This is a genomic window from Microbacterium sp. A20 (genome assembly GCF_004794515.1).
In the GTDB taxonomy this organism is placed as follows: Bacteria; Actinomycetota; Actinomycetes; order Actinomycetales; family Microbacteriaceae; genus Microbacterium.
The window spans coordinates 113,461-132,079 of the sequence record NZ_SSDF01000090.1 but is presented as its reverse complement, the minus strand read 5'-3'; the positions used below and the strand labels follow the sequence as shown (position 1 = coordinate 132,079).

The 18,619-nt window shown below is 67.2% G+C and carries 15 protein-coding genes and 1 riboswitch; of the genes, 1 reads left to right on the top strand and 14 read right to left on the bottom strand.

The features are described 5' to 3' along the window. Window positions 1-61: 61 nt before the first annotated feature. Entirely contained in the window at window positions 62-967 is a 906-nt protein-coding gene (locus DW298_RS16585; RefSeq protein ID WP_205820417.1) for a phospholipase, read from the bottom strand. Between the two features lie 183 nt (window positions 968-1,150). Continuing rightward, complete coding sequence (gene typA, locus DW298_RS16580) at window positions 1,151-3,064, bottom strand: translational GTPase TypA (protein WP_136043567.1); 1,914 nt, start codon at window positions 3,062-3,064, stop codon at window positions 1,151-1,153. A 102-nt stretch (window positions 3,065-3,166) separates the two neighbouring features. Between typA and DW298_RS16575 the strand changes: the two genes are divergently transcribed. After that, window positions 3,167-3,973 carry a type II CAAX endopeptidase family protein gene (locus DW298_RS16575; protein ID WP_136043566.1) on the top strand — a complete coding sequence of 269 codons (807 nt, stop codon included), beginning with the start codon at window positions 3,167-3,169 and terminating at the stop codon, window positions 3,971-3,973. Window positions 3,974-3,987: 14 nt separating this feature from the next. Here the strand turns inward: DW298_RS16575 and DW298_RS16570 are convergent, their stop codons facing one another. The 12 genes from DW298_RS16570 to DW298_RS16515 form a co-directional block, all read right to left on the bottom strand. Continuing rightward, complete coding sequence (locus DW298_RS16570; RefSeq protein ID WP_136043565.1) at window positions 3,988-4,554, bottom strand: PH domain-containing protein; 567 nt, start codon at window positions 4,552-4,554, stop codon at window positions 3,988-3,990. Between the two features lie 2 nt (window positions 4,555-4,556). Then, entirely contained in the window at window positions 4,557-6,230 is a 1,674-nt protein-coding gene (locus DW298_RS16565; protein WP_136043564.1) for an ABC transporter ATP-binding protein, read from the bottom strand. Beyond that, window positions 6,227-7,171, bottom strand: a complete 945-nt coding sequence (locus DW298_RS16560) for an ABC transporter permease (RefSeq protein WP_136043563.1) — start codon at window positions 7,169-7,171, stop codon at window positions 6,227-6,229. Before DW298_RS16560 ends, DW298_RS16565 begins: the two co-directional genes overlap by 4 nt. Further along, entirely contained in the window at window positions 7,164-8,090 is a 927-nt protein-coding gene (locus DW298_RS16555; RefSeq protein WP_136043562.1) for an ABC transporter permease, read from the bottom strand. The genes DW298_RS16560 and DW298_RS16555 overlap by 8 nt, the downstream gene beginning before the upstream one ends. A gap of 99 nt (window positions 8,091-8,189) precedes the next feature. Then, complete coding sequence (locus DW298_RS16550; protein WP_136043561.1) at window positions 8,190-9,824, bottom strand: ABC transporter substrate-binding protein; 1,635 nt, start codon at window positions 9,822-9,824, stop codon at window positions 8,190-8,192. 219 nt (window positions 9,825-10,043) lie between these two features. Next, entirely contained in the window at window positions 10,044-12,953 is a 2,910-nt protein-coding gene (gene gcvP, locus DW298_RS16545) for an aminomethyl-transferring glycine dehydrogenase (RefSeq protein ID WP_136043560.1), read from the bottom strand. A gap of 7 nt (window positions 12,954-12,960) precedes the next feature. Next, entirely contained in the window at window positions 12,961-13,338 is a 378-nt protein-coding gene (gene gcvH, locus DW298_RS16540; protein ID WP_136043559.1) for a glycine cleavage system protein GcvH, read from the bottom strand. Beyond that, window positions 13,335-14,534, bottom strand: a complete 1,200-nt coding sequence (locus tag DW298_RS16535) for a glycine cleavage system aminomethyltransferase GcvT (protein WP_136043558.1) — start codon at window positions 14,532-14,534, stop codon at window positions 13,335-13,337. The genes gcvH and DW298_RS16535 overlap by 4 nt, the downstream gene beginning before the upstream one ends. A gap of 154 nt (window positions 14,535-14,688) precedes the next feature. After that, window positions 14,689-14,783, bottom strand: a riboswitch (glycine riboswitch). 137 nt (window positions 14,784-14,920) lie between these two features. Beyond that, entirely contained in the window at window positions 14,921-15,796 is an 876-nt protein-coding gene (locus tag DW298_RS16530; protein ID WP_136043557.1) for an ATP-binding cassette domain-containing protein, read from the bottom strand. Beyond that, window positions 15,793-16,644, bottom strand: a complete 852-nt coding sequence (locus DW298_RS16525; protein WP_136043556.1) for an ABC transporter ATP-binding protein — start codon at window positions 16,642-16,644, stop codon at window positions 15,793-15,795. The genes DW298_RS16530 and DW298_RS16525 overlap by 4 nt, the downstream gene beginning before the upstream one ends. Then, window positions 16,641-17,627 (bottom strand): ABC transporter permease, encoded by a 987-nt coding sequence (locus DW298_RS16520; protein WP_105709582.1) that lies wholly within the window; start codon window positions 17,625-17,627, stop codon window positions 16,641-16,643. The genes DW298_RS16525 and DW298_RS16520 overlap by 4 nt, the downstream gene beginning before the upstream one ends. Beyond that, on the bottom strand, window positions 17,620-18,615 hold the full coding sequence (locus DW298_RS16515) for an ABC transporter permease (protein WP_136043555.1): 996 nt from the start codon (window positions 18,613-18,615) through the stop codon (window positions 17,620-17,622). The genes DW298_RS16520 and DW298_RS16515 overlap by 8 nt, the downstream gene beginning before the upstream one ends. Between the last annotated feature and the right edge of the window lie 4 nt (window positions 18,616-18,619).

Genomic DNA, 18,619 nt, shown 5'->3' with positions numbered 1-18,619 from the left:
AGAGTCACCGTAGCGCTCGACATCACCGCTGCCTAGAGGATCCTCGGATGCTCGACCGTCGTCAGTACCAGTTCATCGCCTGCGAGTGCGACCAGGCGCTGCACGGGGTTCCATAGGCCGCCGAGATGTACTCGAGTCCCCAGGCGATCTGCGTGGCGGCGCTGGTCTGCCAGTCGGCGCCAGCCGATGCCATCTTGCTGCCGGGAAGAGCCTGCGGAATGCCGGTGGCCCCGCCGTCGGCGTTGTACGCCTGGTAGTTCCAGCCGGATTCCTTGGTCCACAGCGAGTCCAGGCACGAGAACTGATCCCCGCCCCAGCCGTACCTGCTCGACATCTGCTGCTGTGCGGAGGCCTTCGCGCCCTCGACGGTGTTCGCGGACGCGAGCGCCGCGGCGGCTGCGCGCTCGGCGGCCGCATGCTCTGCCGCAGCTTTGGCTGCCGCTGCGGCTGCTTCCTCCGCTGCTCGCTTCTCCTGTGCGGCGGTCAGCGCGGCGCGGAGATCCTCCGTGTCCGAGACGACCTCCGCCAGCTCCGTCTCCACGTCGTCGGTGACGACGCCCACGAGGAGCAATGGCGTCACCTCGCTGTCGGCGAGCTTGTCGATGCCGCGCTCCAGCTCGGACGTGTCCACCGACGTCGAGGCGCCGACGTCGAGACCGGATGCCGCGACGTCGGCAGTCACCGCCTCGGCTGCCGCGACAGCGCTCCGAGCCTCCACGCGCGTGGACGAGGCATCTCTGGTGATCTGTGCCAGGGGCTCGGCACCGGACAGTGCGGGCGCGGCGACGGCGATGGCCGGACTCATGGCGGCCGCAGCAGAGGTGGACGCCAGGCCCACGCTGAGCGTGATACCGACCAGGGTGGCGGCGGTCACTCCGAGGATGGTCATCGGGCGGCGGGCGGTGACGGCGGCGCGGGCGGACGCCGCGTCCGAGGCGCGCCGAAGCGCACGGGTTTTCTGAAGCATCGGGTTCGACTTTCGGGTTGTCGTACGCCCTTGCAGGAGACTCATCGGGAGCTCGTCCCGGGCGCAAGCCAACGAGTCTGCACCATCAACCTGAGTGAAAACCATCCCTGACCTGGGATTTACATGAGAAGAGGGCCTCGTGCACGCCTTTCGGCGGCACGAGGCCCTCTTCTCGGAGCAGACTCAGGCGCTGGCGTCCTGGCGCTTCAGCCGCGCGGTCTCGCGGGCGCGGGTGTTCGCGTCGAGGTTGACCTTGCGGATGCGGACGACCTCGGGCGTGACCTCGACGCATTCGTCGTCACGCGCGAACTCGAGGCTCTCCTCGAGCGTCAGCTGGCGCGGAGGCGTCATCGACTCGAAGGTGTCGGAGCTCGCCGCACGCATGTTGGTGAGCTTCTTCTCCTTGGTGATGTTCACGTCCATGTCGTCGGCGCGGGAGTTCTCGCCGATGACCATGCCCTCGTAGACCTCCTGCGTCGGCTGCACGAAGAACGACATGCGCTCCTGCAGGGCGATCATCGCGAACGGGGTGACGACACCCTGGCGGTCGGCGACGATCGATCCGTTCTGTCGCGTGGTGATGGAGCCGGCCCACGGCTCGTAGCCGTGCGAGATGGCGTTCGCGATGCCGGTGCCGCGGGTGGTGGTGAGGAACTCGCTGCGGAAGCCGATCAGACCGCGCGACGGCACGATGAACTCCATGCGCACCCAGCCGGTGCCGTGGTTCGTCATGTTCTCCATGCGGCCCTTGCGGTTCGCCAGCAGCTGGGTGATCGCGCCGAGGTGCTCCTCCGGCGTGTCGATCGTGAGGTGCTCGAACGGCTCGTAGGTCTTGCCGTCGATCTTCTTCGTGACCACCTGCGGCTTGCCGACGGTGAGCTCGAAGCCCTCGCGGCGCATGTTCTCGACGAGGATGGCGAGGGCGAGCTCTCCGCGGCCCTGCACCTCCCACGCGTCCGGGCGTCCGATGTCGACGACCTTGAGCGAGACGTTGCCGATGAGCTCCTTGTCGAGACGGTCCTTCACCATGCGAGCGGTGAGCTTGTGGCCCTTGACCTTGCCCATCAGCGGCGAGGTGTTGGTGCCGATCGTCATCGAGATGGCGGGGTCGTCGACCGTGATGGCCGGCAGCGGACGCACGTCCTCGGGGTCGGCGATGGTCTCGCCGATCGTGATGTTCTCGAAGCCGGCGATGGCGACGATGTCACCGGGGCCGGCGGAGTCGGCCGGGTAGCGCTCCAGGGCACGGGTCTTCAGGAGCTCGGTGATGCGCGCGTTCTGGTGCGTGCCGTCGGCGCGGACCCAGGCCACGGTCTGACCCTTCTTGAGCGTGCCGTTGAAGACGCGCAGCAGTGCGAGACGGCCGAGGAACGGGCTGGAGTCGAGGTTCGTGACCCAGGCCTGCAGCGGGTGCTCGTCGTCGTAGGCCGGAGCGGGCACGTGCTCGAGGATCGCCTCGAACAGCGGCTCGAGGTCGTCGTTGTCGGGCAGCGAGCCGTCCGCAGGACGGTTCTGCGATGCGGCGCCGGCACGACCGGAGGCGTAGACCACCGGCACGTCGAGAAGTGCGTCGACGTCGAGGTCGGGCACGTCGTCGACCAGGTCGGAGGCGAGACCCAGCAGCAGGTCGTGCGCCTCCTCCTCGACCTCGGCGATGCGCGCGTCGGGACGGTCGGTCTTGTTGACCAGCAGGATGACCGGCAGCTTCGACTCGAGCGCCTTGCGCAGCACGAAGCGGGTCTGCGGCAGCGGGCCCTCACTGGCGTCGACCAGCAGCACGACGCCGTCGACCATGGACAGGCCGCGCTCGACCTCGCCACCGAAGTCGGCGTGGCCGGGGGTGTCGATCACGTTGATCGTGATCTCCTTGCCGCCGGCGTGCTTGCCCTTGTACGTGATCGCCGTGTTCTTGGCGAGGATCGTGATGCCCTTCTCACGCTCCAGGTCGTTGGAGTCCATGGCGCGCTCATCGACGTGGGCGTGCTCGCCGAAGGAGCCCGTCTGACGCAGCATGGCGTCGACGAGAGTCGTCTTGCCGTGGTCGACGTGGGCGACGATTGCGACGTTGCGGAGGTCAGAGCGAAGGGCGTGCGCCATGCAGGTGTCCTAAAAGAGTGTGGGGTTTCGCCGGGAAGCCGACGTTCCAGGATAACGCAAGCTCAGGGCGTGTTCCTGAAAACAGGTCGTAGCATCGAGATCGTGACCCGACCGCAGGCCTCCGGAGAACTTCCCGACCTCTCCCCCGCGCCCTCCCGCGCACGGCTGTGGTGGGAGATCGCGATCGTCCTGGCGCTCGGGCTCGGCCAGTCCGCCGTGTACGCGATCGTGCAGCTCGCCTACCGCCTCACGGACGAGATCCCGATCGCCGATCAGGTCGCGAAGCTGAATCCCTCCCGCAGCGACCGGGAGGTCTTCGACCTCATCTACCAGGTGCTCGCGATCGGGTTCTCCCTCGTCCCCGTGCTGCTGGTGTGCTTCCTGCTCTGGCAGTCACATCGTCCACATCTAGGACGTCTGGGGCTCGACGGCACCCGGACGGGGCGCGATGTCGGCCGCGGCATCCTGCTGGTCCTGGCGATCGGTGTGCCCGGAATCGGTCTCTACCTCGCCGGCCGCGCGCTCGGGATGACCGTCGCGATCGACCCCGCCGGCATCGATGCGTACTGGTGGACGGTGCCCGTGCTGCTGCTCGCCGCGGCGCGCGCCTCCCTGCAGGAGGAGTTCGTCCTGCTCGGCTATCTCTTCACCCGGCTGAAGCAGCTCGGCTGGGGACCGTGGTCGATCATCGTCGGCACATCTGTTCTGCGCGCCAGCTACCACCTCTACCAGGGCCATCCCGCGTTCTTCGGGAATCTCGCCATGGGGCTGCTGTTCGGCTGGCTGTATCAGCGATCAGGACGCCTGATGCCGTTCCTGGTGGCGCACTTCCTGATCGATGCCGCCGCGTTCGTGGGCTACCCGTGGGCGGCGGCGATGTGGCCCGACCTGTTCGGGCTGCCGGGCTGAGCGGAGGTTCGCGGTCAGCCCGCGTTGGCCACGAGCACGGCCAGCACGGCCCACACGACGATCGCACCGAGCGCGATGAGGGCAGGAAGGTCCCAACTGCGGCGGATCGGGGCGTCCGCCGTGGCGGAGGCACTCTCCCACCGGTCGCGGATCGCGGTCATGTCCCGCAGACCCGTCGGGGCCTTCGGCTCCTCATCCCTGCCTGCGCGGGCACGCGGTTGTCGCGCGCGAGCGGGACCTCCGTAGCAGGTGATGTCGGAGCCGTCATCGAGCGAGAACACGAGCTGCCACTTCAGGTCGACATCCCGCACGCGGCTCCACCCGAAGGTCGTGCGCCGCAGCATGTTCTGCACGGTGCCACCCGCGTCGTCGATGCGGACGAAGGAGACGAAGGCGACCTCGTAGACGACCCAGAGCGCGAGAAGGATCCAGGGGGCGAGCAACAGCGTCTGCCCCCAGCCGGCGCGCAGCACGGCATCGCCGAGCAGGAACAGCGCCAGCAGCCCGCAGCCGATCAGGAACACGGGACCGGAAGCCGCACGGAACGTCCGTGCGGCTCCCGGCCCTGAGTCGTTCGACACCGTCAGCGTCCGCCGAGCGGGATCGATGCTCCCGGGATCGCCTTGAGGAGGCGATCGGTGTACTCCTGCTGCGGATTGGCGAAGATCTCGTCGACAGTGCCCTGCTCGACGACCCTTCCGCGCTCCATGACGCACACGAGGTCGCTCGACACCCGAACGACCGCGAGGTCGTGGGTGATGAACAGATACGTGAGGTTCAGCTCCGACTGCAGGTCGGCGAGCAGCTGCAGGATCTGGTCCTGCACCAGCACGTCGAGCGCCGACACGGCCTCGTCGAGGACGACGATGTCCGGCTTGAGCGCGAGCGCACGCGCGATCGCGACTCGCTGCCGCTGACCACCCGAGAGCTCGTTCGGGTACCGGGTGGCGAGCGCCCTCGGCAGAGCCACCTGATCGAGCAGCTCCTCGACGCGGGCGCGCTGCGAGGCGCGATCGCCCACACTGTGGATCTGCAGGGGCTGCGAGATGGTGTTCCCGATGTTGCGGAGCGGATCGAGCGACCCATACGGATCCTGGAACACGGGCTGCATGCGGCGACGCAGTCCGAACGCCTGGGCGTTGGACAGCTTCGACACATCCTGACCGTCGATCTCGATCGTGCCGCTGGTGGGCTCTTCGAGCTTCAGCAGCATCTTCGCGACGGTGGACTTGCCCGATCCCGACTCCCCGACCAGGGCGAGGGTCTTGCCGCGAGGGATGTCGAAGGTCACATCGTCCACCGCACGGAACGCTTCACTGCGGAAGTTCCCCTGGCGGATCTTGTAGTCCTTCGTCAGACCCGCGACCCGCACGGTGGGCGGGATGTCGGCCAGGTCCTCGAGCGTCTCGATGCCGCGATCCTCGACCACGGCCTGAATGCGCTGCGACGCCACACTGGGAGCCACTCCCACCAGGCGCTTGGTGTACGGATGCTGCGGGTTCTCGAGGATCTGCCTGCTCGGGCCGGCTTCGACGATGTTGCCGTTGCTCATCACGATGATCTTCTCCGCACGTTCGGCCGCGAGACCGAGGTCGTGCGTGATCAGGAGCACCGAGGTGCCCTTGTCCCGCGTGAGAGTGGCCATGTGGTCGAGGATGACGCGCTGCACCGTGACATCGAGTGCCGAGGTCGGCTCGTCCGCGATGAGGAGCTTCGGGTCGGCCGCGAGGCCGATCCCGATCAGCGCGCGCTGACGCATTCCGCCCGAGAACTGATGCGGGAACTGATGCAGGCGCCGCTCGGCGTCGGCAAGACCCGCCTGCTGCAGCACCTCGACGGTCCGCTTCTTGACGGCATCCCGGCCGCGCGCGATCCCGTTGGCGCGGATCGCCTCCTTCACCTGGAAGCCGATGCTCCACACCGGGTTGAGGTTCGACATCGGGTCCTGGGGGACGAAGCCGATCTCGCGGCCACGGATGGCCTCGATCTCCCGACGTCCGAGCGTCGTCAGCTCGCGTCCGTCGAGCGTGATCGATCCGCCCGTGATGGTTCCCGTGCCCGGCAGCAGGTTCACGATGGCGCTCGCCGTCGTGGACTTACCGGACCCCGACTCGCCCACGATCGCGACGGTCTCCCCGGGGAAGATATCGAAGTTCGCCCCGTGGAGGACTTCGCGGTCCCCCTCCTGCGTACGGAACGCGACCTTCAGGTCGCGCACGCTCAGGAGTGGAACTCGTGCGGTTTCACGTTCGTTCATCGCCGTGCCCTCGCTCTCGGATCGATGGCGTCTCGGATGAGCTCGCCGAGGGTCACGAACGCGAGCACGGCGAGCGTGAGCGCGATCGACGGATAGATGAGCGCCATGGGCGCCACCCGGAGCGACGACTGCGCCGCACTGATGTCGTTGCCCCAGGACATCACCGTGCCACCCAGCCCGACGCCGAGGAACGACAGAGTCGCCTCGGCGACGATCGAGGCGGCGAGGGCCAACGTCGACACCACGAGCAGCGGCGCGAGAGCGTTGGGGATCACGTGTCCGACGAGCGTGCCGAACTTGGACCGTCCGAGCGCCCTGGAGGCGACGACGAAGTCGGATTGCCTGACTCTCAACACCTCCGCACGCACGACGCGCGCTGTCGATGCCCACGCGAACCCTCCGATCGCCAGTGCGAGCACCGGGACGGACCGGTACTGCGAGAAGACCGTCATCACGACCACGGCCGCGAGGATGTAGGGAATGGCGAAGAAGATGTCACCGATGCGCGACAGCAGCGAGTCGAGCCAGCCGCCGTAGAACCCGGCGAGCGCCCCCATGATGAGCCCCAGGATCGAGCCGATCGCCGTGGCCAGCAGACCGACGGAGAGCGAGGTCTGGGCGCCCCACACGATCCGCGAGTAGATGTCGCAGCCCTGGAACGTGAACCCCAGCGGGTGTCCCTCCGTGGGACCACCGTTGCTGTTCGACAGCTGGCAGTTGCTGTCCGGAGGAGTCGAGGTGAACAGCGAGGGCCACACGGCCATCAGGATGAAGACCAGTGCGAGCACGACGGAGAACCAGAACAGCGGACGACGCCGCAGGTCGGCCCACGCGTCGCGCCAGAGGTTGCGCGGCTTCTCGGCGATGCGCACGGCGTCGACGGCGATGGTCTCCGTCTCGACCGGCGCGACGAAGTGATTGTGCGTAGTGGGGTCAGGCATAACGGATCCTTGGGTCGAGAAGACCGTAGAGCAGGTCGATGACGAGGTTGACCAGGACGTACAGGATCACGAACACGGTGACGAAGGAGACCACGGTGGGGCCCTCGTTGCGGATCGCGGCCTGATAGAGGGTGTTGCCGACGCCGGGGACGTTGAAGATACCCTCGGTCACGGTCGCGCCCACGAGCAGCACACCGAAGTTGGTGGCCGAGTTCGTGATGACCGGGATCAGCGAGTTGCGCAGCACGTGCACCGGGATCACCCGGCCGCGCGAGAGGCCCTTGCTGTACGCGGTGCGCACCCAGTCCTGATTGAGCGTGTCGATCACGGAGCTGCGCATGAGTCGCATGCTCACGGCGTAGAGACTGAAGCCGAGAACCAGGGCGGGCAGCCACAATCCGCCCCAGTCGTTGTCGGCACCCACGGTCGGCTTGAACCAGCCGAGCTTGATCGCGAGGAAGTACTGCGCGAGGAATGCCACGACGAAGATCGGGATCGCGATCGCGATGAGCGCGACCATGAGCATCGTGTGGTCGAAGATCTTGCCCTTGCGCAGCGCCGAGATCGTGCCGATGATGATCGCGAGCACGAACTCGATGGCGATCGCCATGACCGCGAGACGGCCCGTGACGGGAAGGGTCTCTGCGAGCACCTCCGAGACCGGGCGGCCGGAGAAAGTGTTTCCGAGGTCGCCCTGGAACACGCCCGTGATGTAGTACCAGTACTGCACCAGGAACGGGTCGTTCAGGTGGTATTGCTCACGGAGCTGCTCCACGACCGCAGGATTCGGGGTGCGGTCGCCGAACAGGGCGAGGATCGGGTCGCCTGGCATGGCGAAGACGAGGAAGTAGATGAGCAGGGTGGCCCCGAAGAAGACCGGGATGACCTGCAGGAGACGTCTGACGATATAGCCGAACATCGGTAGTCCTGTAACGAGAGGGCGGTAGAGCGTGACGAACACAGCCTGCGAGGCGGTGACGAAGAATCGTCACCGCCTCACAGGTGAGTGCCGTCAGGCTTACTCGCCGTCCTTCGTGACCTGGTAGAGGATCGGCCAGGTGTCCCATCCGAACTGGACGTTCTCAACCGACTCGCCCCAGGCGCCCATGGCGTTGGTGTACCAGAGCGGGATGGCGGGCAGGTCCTGGAAGAGGATCTCCTGCGCCTCCTGGAACTTCGTGATGCCCTCTTCCACATCCGCCGCTGCCGCGCCCTCATCGAGGAGTGCGTCGAACTCGGGGTTTGAGTAGTCGCCGTCGTTCGAGCCCGCGCCGGTGCCGAAGATCGGGCCGAGACCGTTGAACATCGACGGGTAGTCGAACTGCCATCCGGTGCGGAAGGCGGTCTGCGTCTGGTCCTCGGTGATCAGCGTCCGGTGCTCGGCGAAGGTCGGGATCGGGTTGCCCGATGCCTCGATGCCGAGGTTGTTCTTCAGCTGGTTGGCGATGGCGTCCACCCAGCCCTGGTTGGGGCCGTCGGCGTTGTACTGGATCTGGAACGAACCGGTCCACGGGGCGATGGCGTCGGCCTCGGCCCACAGCTCCTTCGCCTTGTCGGCGTCGAAGTCGAGAACATCGGATCCGGGGATGTCCTCGGAGTAGCCGTCGATCACCGGAGAGGTGAAGTCCTTCATCGGCGTGCGCGTGCCGCTGAAGACCACATCCGTGATCTCTTCGCGGTTGATCGCGTGCGAGATCGCCGCACGGCGCAGCTGGCCCTCTTCACCGCTGAAGTGCTCGAGGCGCTCCGGGATGGTGATCGTGGCGTTCGCGGCGGCCGGCTGGTTCACCGTGCGGTCCGGGAAGTCGGTCTCGAAGGTCTGGAGCGCCGTGTCCGGGATCTCCTGGATGATGTCGAGGTCGCCACCCTGGAGGTCGGCGTACGCCGCCTCGGTGCTGGCGTAGAGCTTCATGTCGACGCCACCGTTCTGCGCCTCACGAGGACCGGTGTAGTCCTCGTTCTTGACGAGCTCGATGCTCTCGTTGTGCTTCCACGCGCCCTCTTCCGCGAAGACGTACGGTCCGTTGCCGACCGGGTTCTCACCGAAGGCTGCGAGATCTTCCCAGGCCGAAGCCGGCAGCGGGAAGAACGCGGTGTAGCCGAGACGCAGCGGGAAGTCGGACTCCGGCTGCTTGAGCTTGACCGTGAAGGTCAGGTCGTCGACGACCTCGAGGCCGGAGAGCTCCGGGACGTTCTCGTCATAGGAGAAACCCTCGATGGACTCGAAGAAGTAGCTCGAGAGCTGCTTGTTGTCGAGCGCCGAACCGTAGTTCCAGGCCTTGACGAACGACTCGGCGTCGACCGGGTCGCCGTTCGCGAACTTCTGGTCGGCCTTGATCTTGATCGTGTAGGTCTGCGCGTCGTCGGTCTCGATCGACTCGGCGAGGTCGTTGTGCACGGCGCCCTCGGCGTCGTAGTACACGAGACCGGCGAAGATGCTCTGGAGGACGAGGCCGCCACCGACCTCGTTGGTGTTCGTCGGGATCAGCGGGTTCTGGGGCTCGGTGTTGTTGACCGAGATCACTGCCGTCGGGTCACCGGAAGGGGTTTCCTCCGTGCCCTCGTTGCCGCCACCACTCGCGCAGCCCGCGAGCGTCAGGGCGCCGATCACGAACAACGCGGAGCCCGCAAGGGCGATCTTGTTGCGCTTCACTTTGTGTCCTCCTGTGGACTATTACTCAGACTGCGCGCTCATCGTTGAACGCGTAGGGATAGTCGAGAGTAACCCGCACCCGCGTCGCGCCCGCCCTCAGCTAACGAACTGTTACTGAGTGGTGACCATATGTAACAAGGGCGAAACACCGGGAAATACGAGACGGTGCTGCGCCCCTCAACAGGGGCGCAGCACCGTCTGCTCACATGAGCACGAGGCTCAGGCGAATGCCTCCACCGGAGGGCACGCGCAGACCAGGTTGCGGTCTCCGTACGCCTGGTCGATGCGACGCACCGGCGGCCAGTACTTGCCCGCGACGAGGGCGCGCACCGGGTACGCGGCCTCTTCTCGCGAGTACGCGTGGTTCCACTCCCCCGCGATCAGCGAGACCGCCGTGTGGGGCGCGTGCACGAGCGGGTTGTCGTCGGCCGGCCAGCGACCGGCGGCGACGGCTTCCGCCTCGGCCTTGATCATCACCATGGCTTCGATGAAGCGCTCGATCTCGTCGAGGTCCTCCGACTCGGTCGGCTCGACCATGAGCGTGCCCGCGACCGGGAACGACATGGTCGGGGCATGGAAGCCGTAATCGATGAGGCGCTTGGCCACGTCGTCGACCGTGACGCCGGTCGCCTCCTTGAGCGGACGCAGGTCGAGGATGCACTCGTGCGCCACCCGCCCGTTCTCGCCCGTGTAGAGCACCGGGAAGTGGGAGCCGAGCCGCTCTGCCATGTAGTTCGCGGAGAGGACGGCTGCCGCGGTGGCCCGGCGGAGTCCGTCGGCGCCCATCATCCGCACGTACGCCCATGAGATCGGCAGGATCCCGGCAGAGCCGTAGGGAGCAGCGGAGATCACACCGCCCTCGAACGTGTACCCGCCGAAGTGCTCGGTGCTCTGGGCGAGCGGGTGCGAGGGCAGGAACGGGGCGAGGTGCGACTTCGCCGCCACCGGACCGATGCCGGGGCCGCCGCCGCCGTGCGGGATCGCGAACGTCTTGTGCAGGTTGAGGTGCGAGACGTCGCCGCCCAGGTCACCGAAGCGCGCGTAGCCGAGCAGAGCGTTGAGGTTCGCGCCGTCGACATAGACCTGCCCGCCCGCCTCGTGCACGGCCGCGGTGATCTCGACCACCTGCTCCTCGTACACGCCGTGCGTGGAGGGGTACGTGATCATCAAAGCGGACAGGTCGTCGGCATGCTGGGCGATCTTCGCGCGCAGATCGTCGAGGTCGACGTTGCCGAGTTCATCGGTCGCGACGACCACGACCTTCATGCCGGCGAGGACGGCCGATGCGGCGTTCGTGCCGTGGGCCGACGACGGGATCAGGCAGACCGTGCGGTGCTGATCGCCGTTCGCGTGGTGGTAGCCGCGGATCGCGAGCAGACCCGCGAGCTCACCCTGTGAGCCGGCGTTCGGCTGCAGCGACACCGCGTCGTACCCGGTGACCTCGGCGAGCCAGCCCTCGAGCTGATCGATGAGCTCGAGGTAACCCTGCACATCGGCCGCCGGAGCGAACGGGTGGATGCCTGCGAACTCGGGCCACGTGATCGCCGCCATCTCGGTGGCCGCGTTGAGTTTCATCGTGCAGGAACCCAGCGGGATCATGCCGCGGTCGAGCGCGTAGTCGCGGTCGGCGAGGCTCTTCAGGTACCGCATCATGGCGGTCTCGCTGCGGTGCGCGTGGAACACGGGGTGGGTGAGGTACTCGTCCTGACGCCGCAGGTCTTCGGGGAGCGCCCGCAGCTTCTCGTTGCCGAAGAGGCCGAACGCCCGCTCGTTCTTGCCACCGAAGACCATGGCGACCTGGTGCAGCTCGCCGAGCGTGGTGGTCTCGTCCACCGCGATGCCGACCGTGTCGGCGTCCGCGACGTGCAGCAGGATGCCGTAGCCGTCGTGCGCCTGCGCGGCGTACTCGACGGCACGGCCGGGCACGCGCACCTGCAGGGTGTCGAAGAAGTTCGCGTGCACGATCTCGACGCCGGCCTCGGTCAGCCAGTCGCGCAGCAGCGCGGCCTTCGCGGTCGTCTGGGTCGCGATCTCGCGGAGCCCGTCGGGGCCGTGATAGACCGCGTACATCGATGCCATCACCGCCAGCAGCACCTGGGCGGTGCAGATGTTCGACGTCGCCTTCTCACGGCGGATGTGCTGTTCGCGCGTCTGCAGCGAGAGGCGGTACGCGGGCTTGCCGTCGGCATCCACCGACACCCCGACGAGACGACCGGGCAGCTGCCGCTCGAGGCCCGAGCGGACGGCCATGTAGCCGGCGTGCGGTCCTCCGAAGCCCATCGGCACCCCGAAACGCTGCGTCGTGCCGACGGCCACGTCGGCGCCGAGCGAGCCGGGCGAGGAGATGAGTGTGAGCGCGAGCAGGTCGGCCGCCGCGACGGCCAGTCCCCCGGCGAGGTGCGCGGCGTCGAAGACGGCCGACGGGTCCCAGACCCGACCCGATGCGCCCGGGTACTGGACGAAGACACCGAAGAGATCCCCGGGCAGCTCCTCTCCCGCGGCGAAGTCGACGGACACGAGCTCGATCCCGAGGGCTTCCGCGCGGGTCGCGAGCATCGCCCTCGTCTGCGGCAGGGCGTCGGCGTCGACGGCGAACACGTTCGAGGACGACTTCGAGGCGCGGCGTGCGAGCAGCATGCCCTCGACGACCGCGGTGGACTCGTCGAGCATCGACGCATTGGCCGTGGTGAGTCCGGTGAGCTCGGCGACCATGGTCTGGAAGTTGATGAGCGCCTCGAGGCGGCCCTGCGAGATCTCCGGCTGGTAGGGCGTGTACGCCGTGTACCAGGACGGGTTCTCCAGCACGTTGCGCTGGATCACCTGCGGCGTGATGGTCCCGTAGTAGCCGAGGCCGATCATCGGGCGGTTCACGGCATTGCGCGACGCGAGGGTCCGCAGCTCCGCGAGCGCTTCGGTCTCGCTCGCCGCCGCGGGGATGCGCGACGGCGTCCCTTCATCGGCCTCGGGAGACGGGCCGGTGTAGATCGACGCCGGCACGGCCTGACGCATCAGCGCCTCGACCGGGCTCAGCGCGTCCTTCGCTCCGGCGGTGTCGAGACCGAGGGCGTCGAGCATCGTGCGCTGCGCGGCATCCGTGGGTCCGATGTGACGATCGGCGAAAGTGACCACTGGTGAATCAGCCCTCCGTCAGCGCGACATAGGCGTCGCGGTCCAGCAGTCCGTCGAGCGCACCGGCTGCGACGGAGACCTTCAGCAGCCAGCCGCCCTCGAACGGTGCCGCGTTGACGAGCGACGGGTCGTCGACGGCCGCGTCGTTGATCTCGACGACCGTGCCGGTGACCGGCGCGTAGAGCTCGCCCACCGACTTCGTGGACTCGATCTCTCCCACCACCGAGCCGGCGGTGACCTCGGTGCCGACGGCGGGGAGCTCGACGAACACGACGTCACCCAGCTTCTCGGCGGCGTAGTCGGTGATGCCGATGGTCACGGTGTCGCCGTCGGCGGCGATCCACTCGTGCTCTTCGGTGTAGCTGAGGGCGGCGAGGTCGGTCATTTGGTCCTCCGATAGAAAGGCAGGGCGGTCACGGTCGCGGGGATCTTCGTCCCCCGCACATCAAGGAATACTGCGGTTCCCTCTTCAGCGGAAGAAGGATGCACGTAGGCCATCGCGATCGGATGGCCGAGAGTCGGGCTGAGGGCTCCGCTGGTGATCTCGCCGAGCTTCTCCCCCTCGCCGTCGACGACGGCGTAGCCGGCGCGCCCGGCGCGCTTGCCCTCGGCGACGAGGCCGACCAGCACGGGGGCAGCAGAGGCTCCGGCCTGCTCGCCGGCGACGAGCGCGTCCTTGCCGACGAACTCGTCCTTCGCGGTGACGACCACGCGTCCGAGTCCGGCCTGTGCCGGCAGCGTGTCGAGGCTCAGCTCGTGCCCGTACAGCGGCATGCCCGCCTCGAGACGGAGGGTGTCGCGCGCCGCGAGGCCGGCGGGCACTAGGCCGTGCGGTTCGCCGGCCGCGATCAGCGCATCCCACAGTGCGGGCGCGTCAGCCGCCGCGACGAGCAGTTCGAAGCCGTCTTCGCCCGTGTATCCCGTGCGGGCGATGAGGAGGGGCTCACCGAGGAAGCGTCCGTCGGCCCAGGCGTAATACTTCTGATCGGGCCAGGGCGTGCTCAGCTCGGTGATGCCGGAGGTCGCTTCGAGGATCGTCTCCGCAGCGGGACCCTGCACGGCGAGCAGCGCGTACGAGTCCGATACATCTTCCACATCGACGCCGCGATCACCGAGGAAACCGGCGAAGGTGCGGTCGGCGCCGGGCTCCTGCGGGGGCATCTCGCGCTCGACGAGCGAGGGGAAGTCGCGGACCCGCTTCGCGAATGCGGAATCCACGAAGCCCCGGTTGCCGGCGTTCGCGATCACGAGGTAGCGGTCCTCCGCCAGCCGGTACGCGATCACGTCGTCGACGATGCCGCCGTTCGCGGCCAGCATCAGCGAGTACTTCGCTTTACCCACCGGCATCGCGGAGATGCGGCCGGCGAGTGCGAAATCGAGGAACTCGGGCGCCTTCTCGCCCGTGACGAGGAATTCCGCCATGTGCGAGATGTCGAAGAGGCCGGCGGCCTGCCGCACGGCGTGGTGCTCGGCGAGGTCGGAGGTGTAGCGCACCGGCATCTGCCAGCCACCGAAGTCGGTGAACGACGCGCCGAGCGCCTCATGGCGCTCACGCAGCGGAGTGTAGCGGGGGTCGGACATGGAGTTCTCCCGGGCTGTGACGGGCGGAACGGCGGCATCGCCGCTCCTCGGAACTCCCCCTCTGTCATAGGCCTGAGAGCTTCACCCGTGCACGGAGGCGGGGTTTTCACCGTCGGCGGATCCGCAGTCGCGCTGGATCGCTTTTCAGAGTGGCCGGAACCGCGCGGTACGCGTACCTGAGAGATTGGCGGGGAGGCTTGCTCCTTCGGTGCCCGGCTGCGTTCGCCGGGGCTCTCCCGCGTGGTCCATTCGGCCTGTCTTCAGTTGTGCTGCAAGTCTAGCCGGTCCCCTCGTGCGCACCGAGACGACGCTCCCGTCGCACTTGCTGTCGCTCTACGGAGAACAGAGCGACAGCAAGTGCGACGAGAGTGAGGTGGATCGGTCCGTCAGTGCGCGATGCCGAGCTCGGCCCGCACCTCGTCGCGGAGGCGGCCGAGGTTGTCGGGCTCGGGTGCGGCGCCCAGAAGCGTCTTGGTGTACTCGTGTTGCGGGTTGAGGATGACCTCGTCCGCGGGGCCGCGTTCCACGACGTCGCCCTTGTAGAGCACCATGATCTCATCGGAGAAGTGCCTCGCCGTGGCCAGGTCGTGCGTGATGTAGAGCACACCGAGGTTCTCTTCGCGCTGCAGATCCGCGAGCAGGTTCAGCACCCCGAGACGGATCGACACGTCGAGCATCGACACCGGCTCGTCGGCGACGATGAACCGGGCTCCGGGGGCCAGTGCTCGCGCGATCGCGACCCGCTGACGCTGCCCACCCGACAACTCGTGCGGGCGACGATCGGCGTAACTCTCCCCCGGGAGGAGGCGAACGCGCTCCAGCAGCTCCACTGCGCGCTCTCGCACCTCGCCCCGAGACAGTTCCGGGTGGTGCAGGCGGATCGGCCGCTCCAGGTGATGCACGATCGTGTGGAAGGGGTTCAGCGACGCGAACGGGTCCTGGAACACCATCTGCACATCCGCCCGGTAGCGCTCCAGCGCCCGCCCTCGGGTTCCGGACGGCTTCCCGTCCAGCAGGATCTCCCCGGATGTCGGGGTCTCCAGCTTCATAAGCATCCGCGCGATAGTCGACTTCCCCGACCCCGATTCGCCGACCAGGGCGACCGTCTTTCCGGCCTCGATCGTGAAGGACACGTCTTTCACCGCGTGCAGGATGTTCGATTTGAATCCGGAGCGCAGGTGGAAGTCCTTCACCAGGTTCCGTGCCTCCAACCGCGCCGGCTCCGACACGCCCGTCCCGGTGGTGGTGGTGTTCGTGCTCATCGGACGCCCTCCTGGCTGACACCGGTACGGACGAAGTCGCCCCGTTCGCCCTTCAGCGAGGGGAAGCTCGACAGCAGTCGCTTCGTGTATTCGTGCTGCGGCGCCCGGTAGATCTCCTCCGCCGTGCCCTCTTCGACGATCTGCCCCTGCAGCATGATCGCGATCCGATCACTGATCTCGATCAGCATGGGCAGGTCGTGGGTGATGAAGATCACCGCGAACCCGAGCTTCTCGCGCAGCCGCATGATCTCGCGGATGATCCCTCGCTGCACGACCACGTCGAGCGCGGTCGTGGGCTCGTCCATGATCATCACCTGCGGATCCACGGCGAGTGCCATCGCGATCATCATCCGCTGCCGCATCCCACCCGACAGCTCATGCGGGAAGCTCGTCAGACGGTTGGGGTCGACACCGACCAGGGTGAGCAGCTCCTCCGCCCGCGCGGTCTTCGCCTTCTTGCTCATGCCGGGACGGTGCGTGTCGAAGATGTCGAAGATCTGCGCCTTGACACTGATCACCGGGTTCAGCGAGTTCATCGCGCCCTGGAACACCATCGAGATCTTGTCCCACCGGAATGCCCGAAGGCCCTCGCCGTCGAGACCGACGATGTCGATGTCATGACCATCGCGGTCATGGAACACGATCTCCCCCGCCGTCATCAGCGCAGGCGCCTTCAGGAGACGGTTCATCCCGTACGCAAGAGTCGTCTTGCCGCAGCCGGACTCCCCCGCCAACCCCAGGATCTCGCCCCGGTTCAGCGTCAGCGACACGTCGCGCACGGCCTTCACCGGCGGGTCGACCTCGTACTCGATCGACACGTTCCGCGCCGTCAGCACCGGCTCGCTCATGCGGTGACCCCCTTGGTCTTCGCGGCCTTGCGCACCCGGCGCGCGGCATCGGGCGCGTTGCGCAGCTTCGGGTTGATGACCTCGTCGATCGCGAAGTTGATGAGTGCGAGACCGGCGCCGAGGATGGCGATCATGATTCCCGGCGGGACGAACCACCACCACGCTCCGCGTCCGAGAGCCTGGCCGGACTGCGCATCGTTGAGGATGGTCCCCCAGGTGATCGAGTCCGTCGGCCCGAGTCCGAGGTACGACAGCCCGGCCTCGCCGAGGATCGCGAAGATCAGGGCGAAGAGGAACTGCGCCGTGAGCAGCGGCAGGAGGTTGGGCATGATCTCGACGAGGATCACACGCAGCGATCGCTCGCCTGCCACCTTCGAGGCGTAGACGTAGTCGCGGGTGCGGAGGGAACGGGTCTGCAGGCGCAGGACGTAGGCGGCGCCGGCCCAGGAGGTGATGCCGAGGAAGATCGCGACCAGCTGCCAGGTGCGCTGCGGCACGAAGGAGGCGATCACCATGACCAGCGGCAGGGCGGGGATGACGATCATCACGTTGGTGATGAGGGCGAGTCCGTCTTCGCGCCAGCCGCCGAGGTATCCGGCGAGGACACCGAAGACGAGCGACAGCACGATCGCGATCACGCTGGCGATCAACCCGACCATGAGCGACCCCTGAGCACCGATCGCGAGCTGGGCGAACATGTCGTTGCCGAGCTTGGTGGTGCCCAACCAGTGCTCCGCCGACGGCGGCTGGAGTGCGGGGTTGGCCGTGCTGCGCGGGTTCTGCGTGAAGAACGGCGCGATGATCGCGAACAGCACGATCGCGAGCACGAGGAGCGAGCCGACGATGAACTTCGGCGATGTGCTCGGCAGGATGCGCCGTTTGCGGCCTCGGCTCTGAGTGGCGAGTGAGACGGTGCTGGCCGGCGCCGTCATGGGCGCGTCTTCCACGGTCAGGAGACCGGCGGTGTTCTGCGGATCAGACATTCTGGCGCGCCCTCGGGTCGATGAAGCCATAGACGAGGTCCATGAAGAAGTTGGCGGCGAGCACCGTGATGGTGATCACCAGGAACAGGCCCTGCATGAGTGCGTAGTCGTTGTTCGTGACGGCCTGGAACATCAGCTTGCCGATGCCGGGATACGTGAACACCTGCTCCATGACGATGGAGCCCGAGACGACGAAGCCGAGCGTGATCGAGAATCCCGCGATCGACGGGATGGCCGCGTTCCGTGCGGCGTAGGTCGTCATGATGCGACGGTGGCGAAGGCCCTTGGCCTCGGCGGTGAGGACGTAGTCCTCGGCGAGTGTGGCCACCATCATGTTGCGCATGCCGAACAGCCAGCCGCCCACGGAGCTGATCACGATCGTGATCGCCGGGAGGAGCGAGTGCGCCAGCGCGTCGGAGAAGAAGGCCCACGTGGGCTCCGGCCCGTCGGGGAAGTCGAACACGTCGTAGCCCCCGAAGATCGGGAACCAGCCGAGGCCGACCGCGAAGACCGAGACCAGGATCAGCGCCAACCAGAAGTACGGGATGGACTGCAGCACGGTGGTCGCGGGGATGACGTGGTCGACCCAGGTGCCCCGTTTCCATCCGGCCCAGGCACCGAGGGCGACGCCGAGGACGAACGAGATGACCGTCGCCGTGCCGACCAGGACGAGTGTCCAGGGCAGCGCTCCGGCGATGAGCTCGGTCACCGGCGTCGGGTACTTCGTGACCGAGATCCCGAGGTCACCGCGGAACATGCGGCCCCAGTACGCGAGGTACTGATCCCAGAGCGAGGAGTCGTCGCCACCCAGCAGGAGCTTGATGTTGCGGATCGTCGTCTCGGAGATCTCGCCGCCCGCCCGCTGCATCTTGGCGATCATGATGTCGGCGGGGTTCCCCGGCATGAGACGGGGAAGCAGGAAGTTGAGAGAGATCGCGGCCCACAGCGTGAACGCGTAGAACCCGATTCTTCGTGCATAGAACTTCATGTCA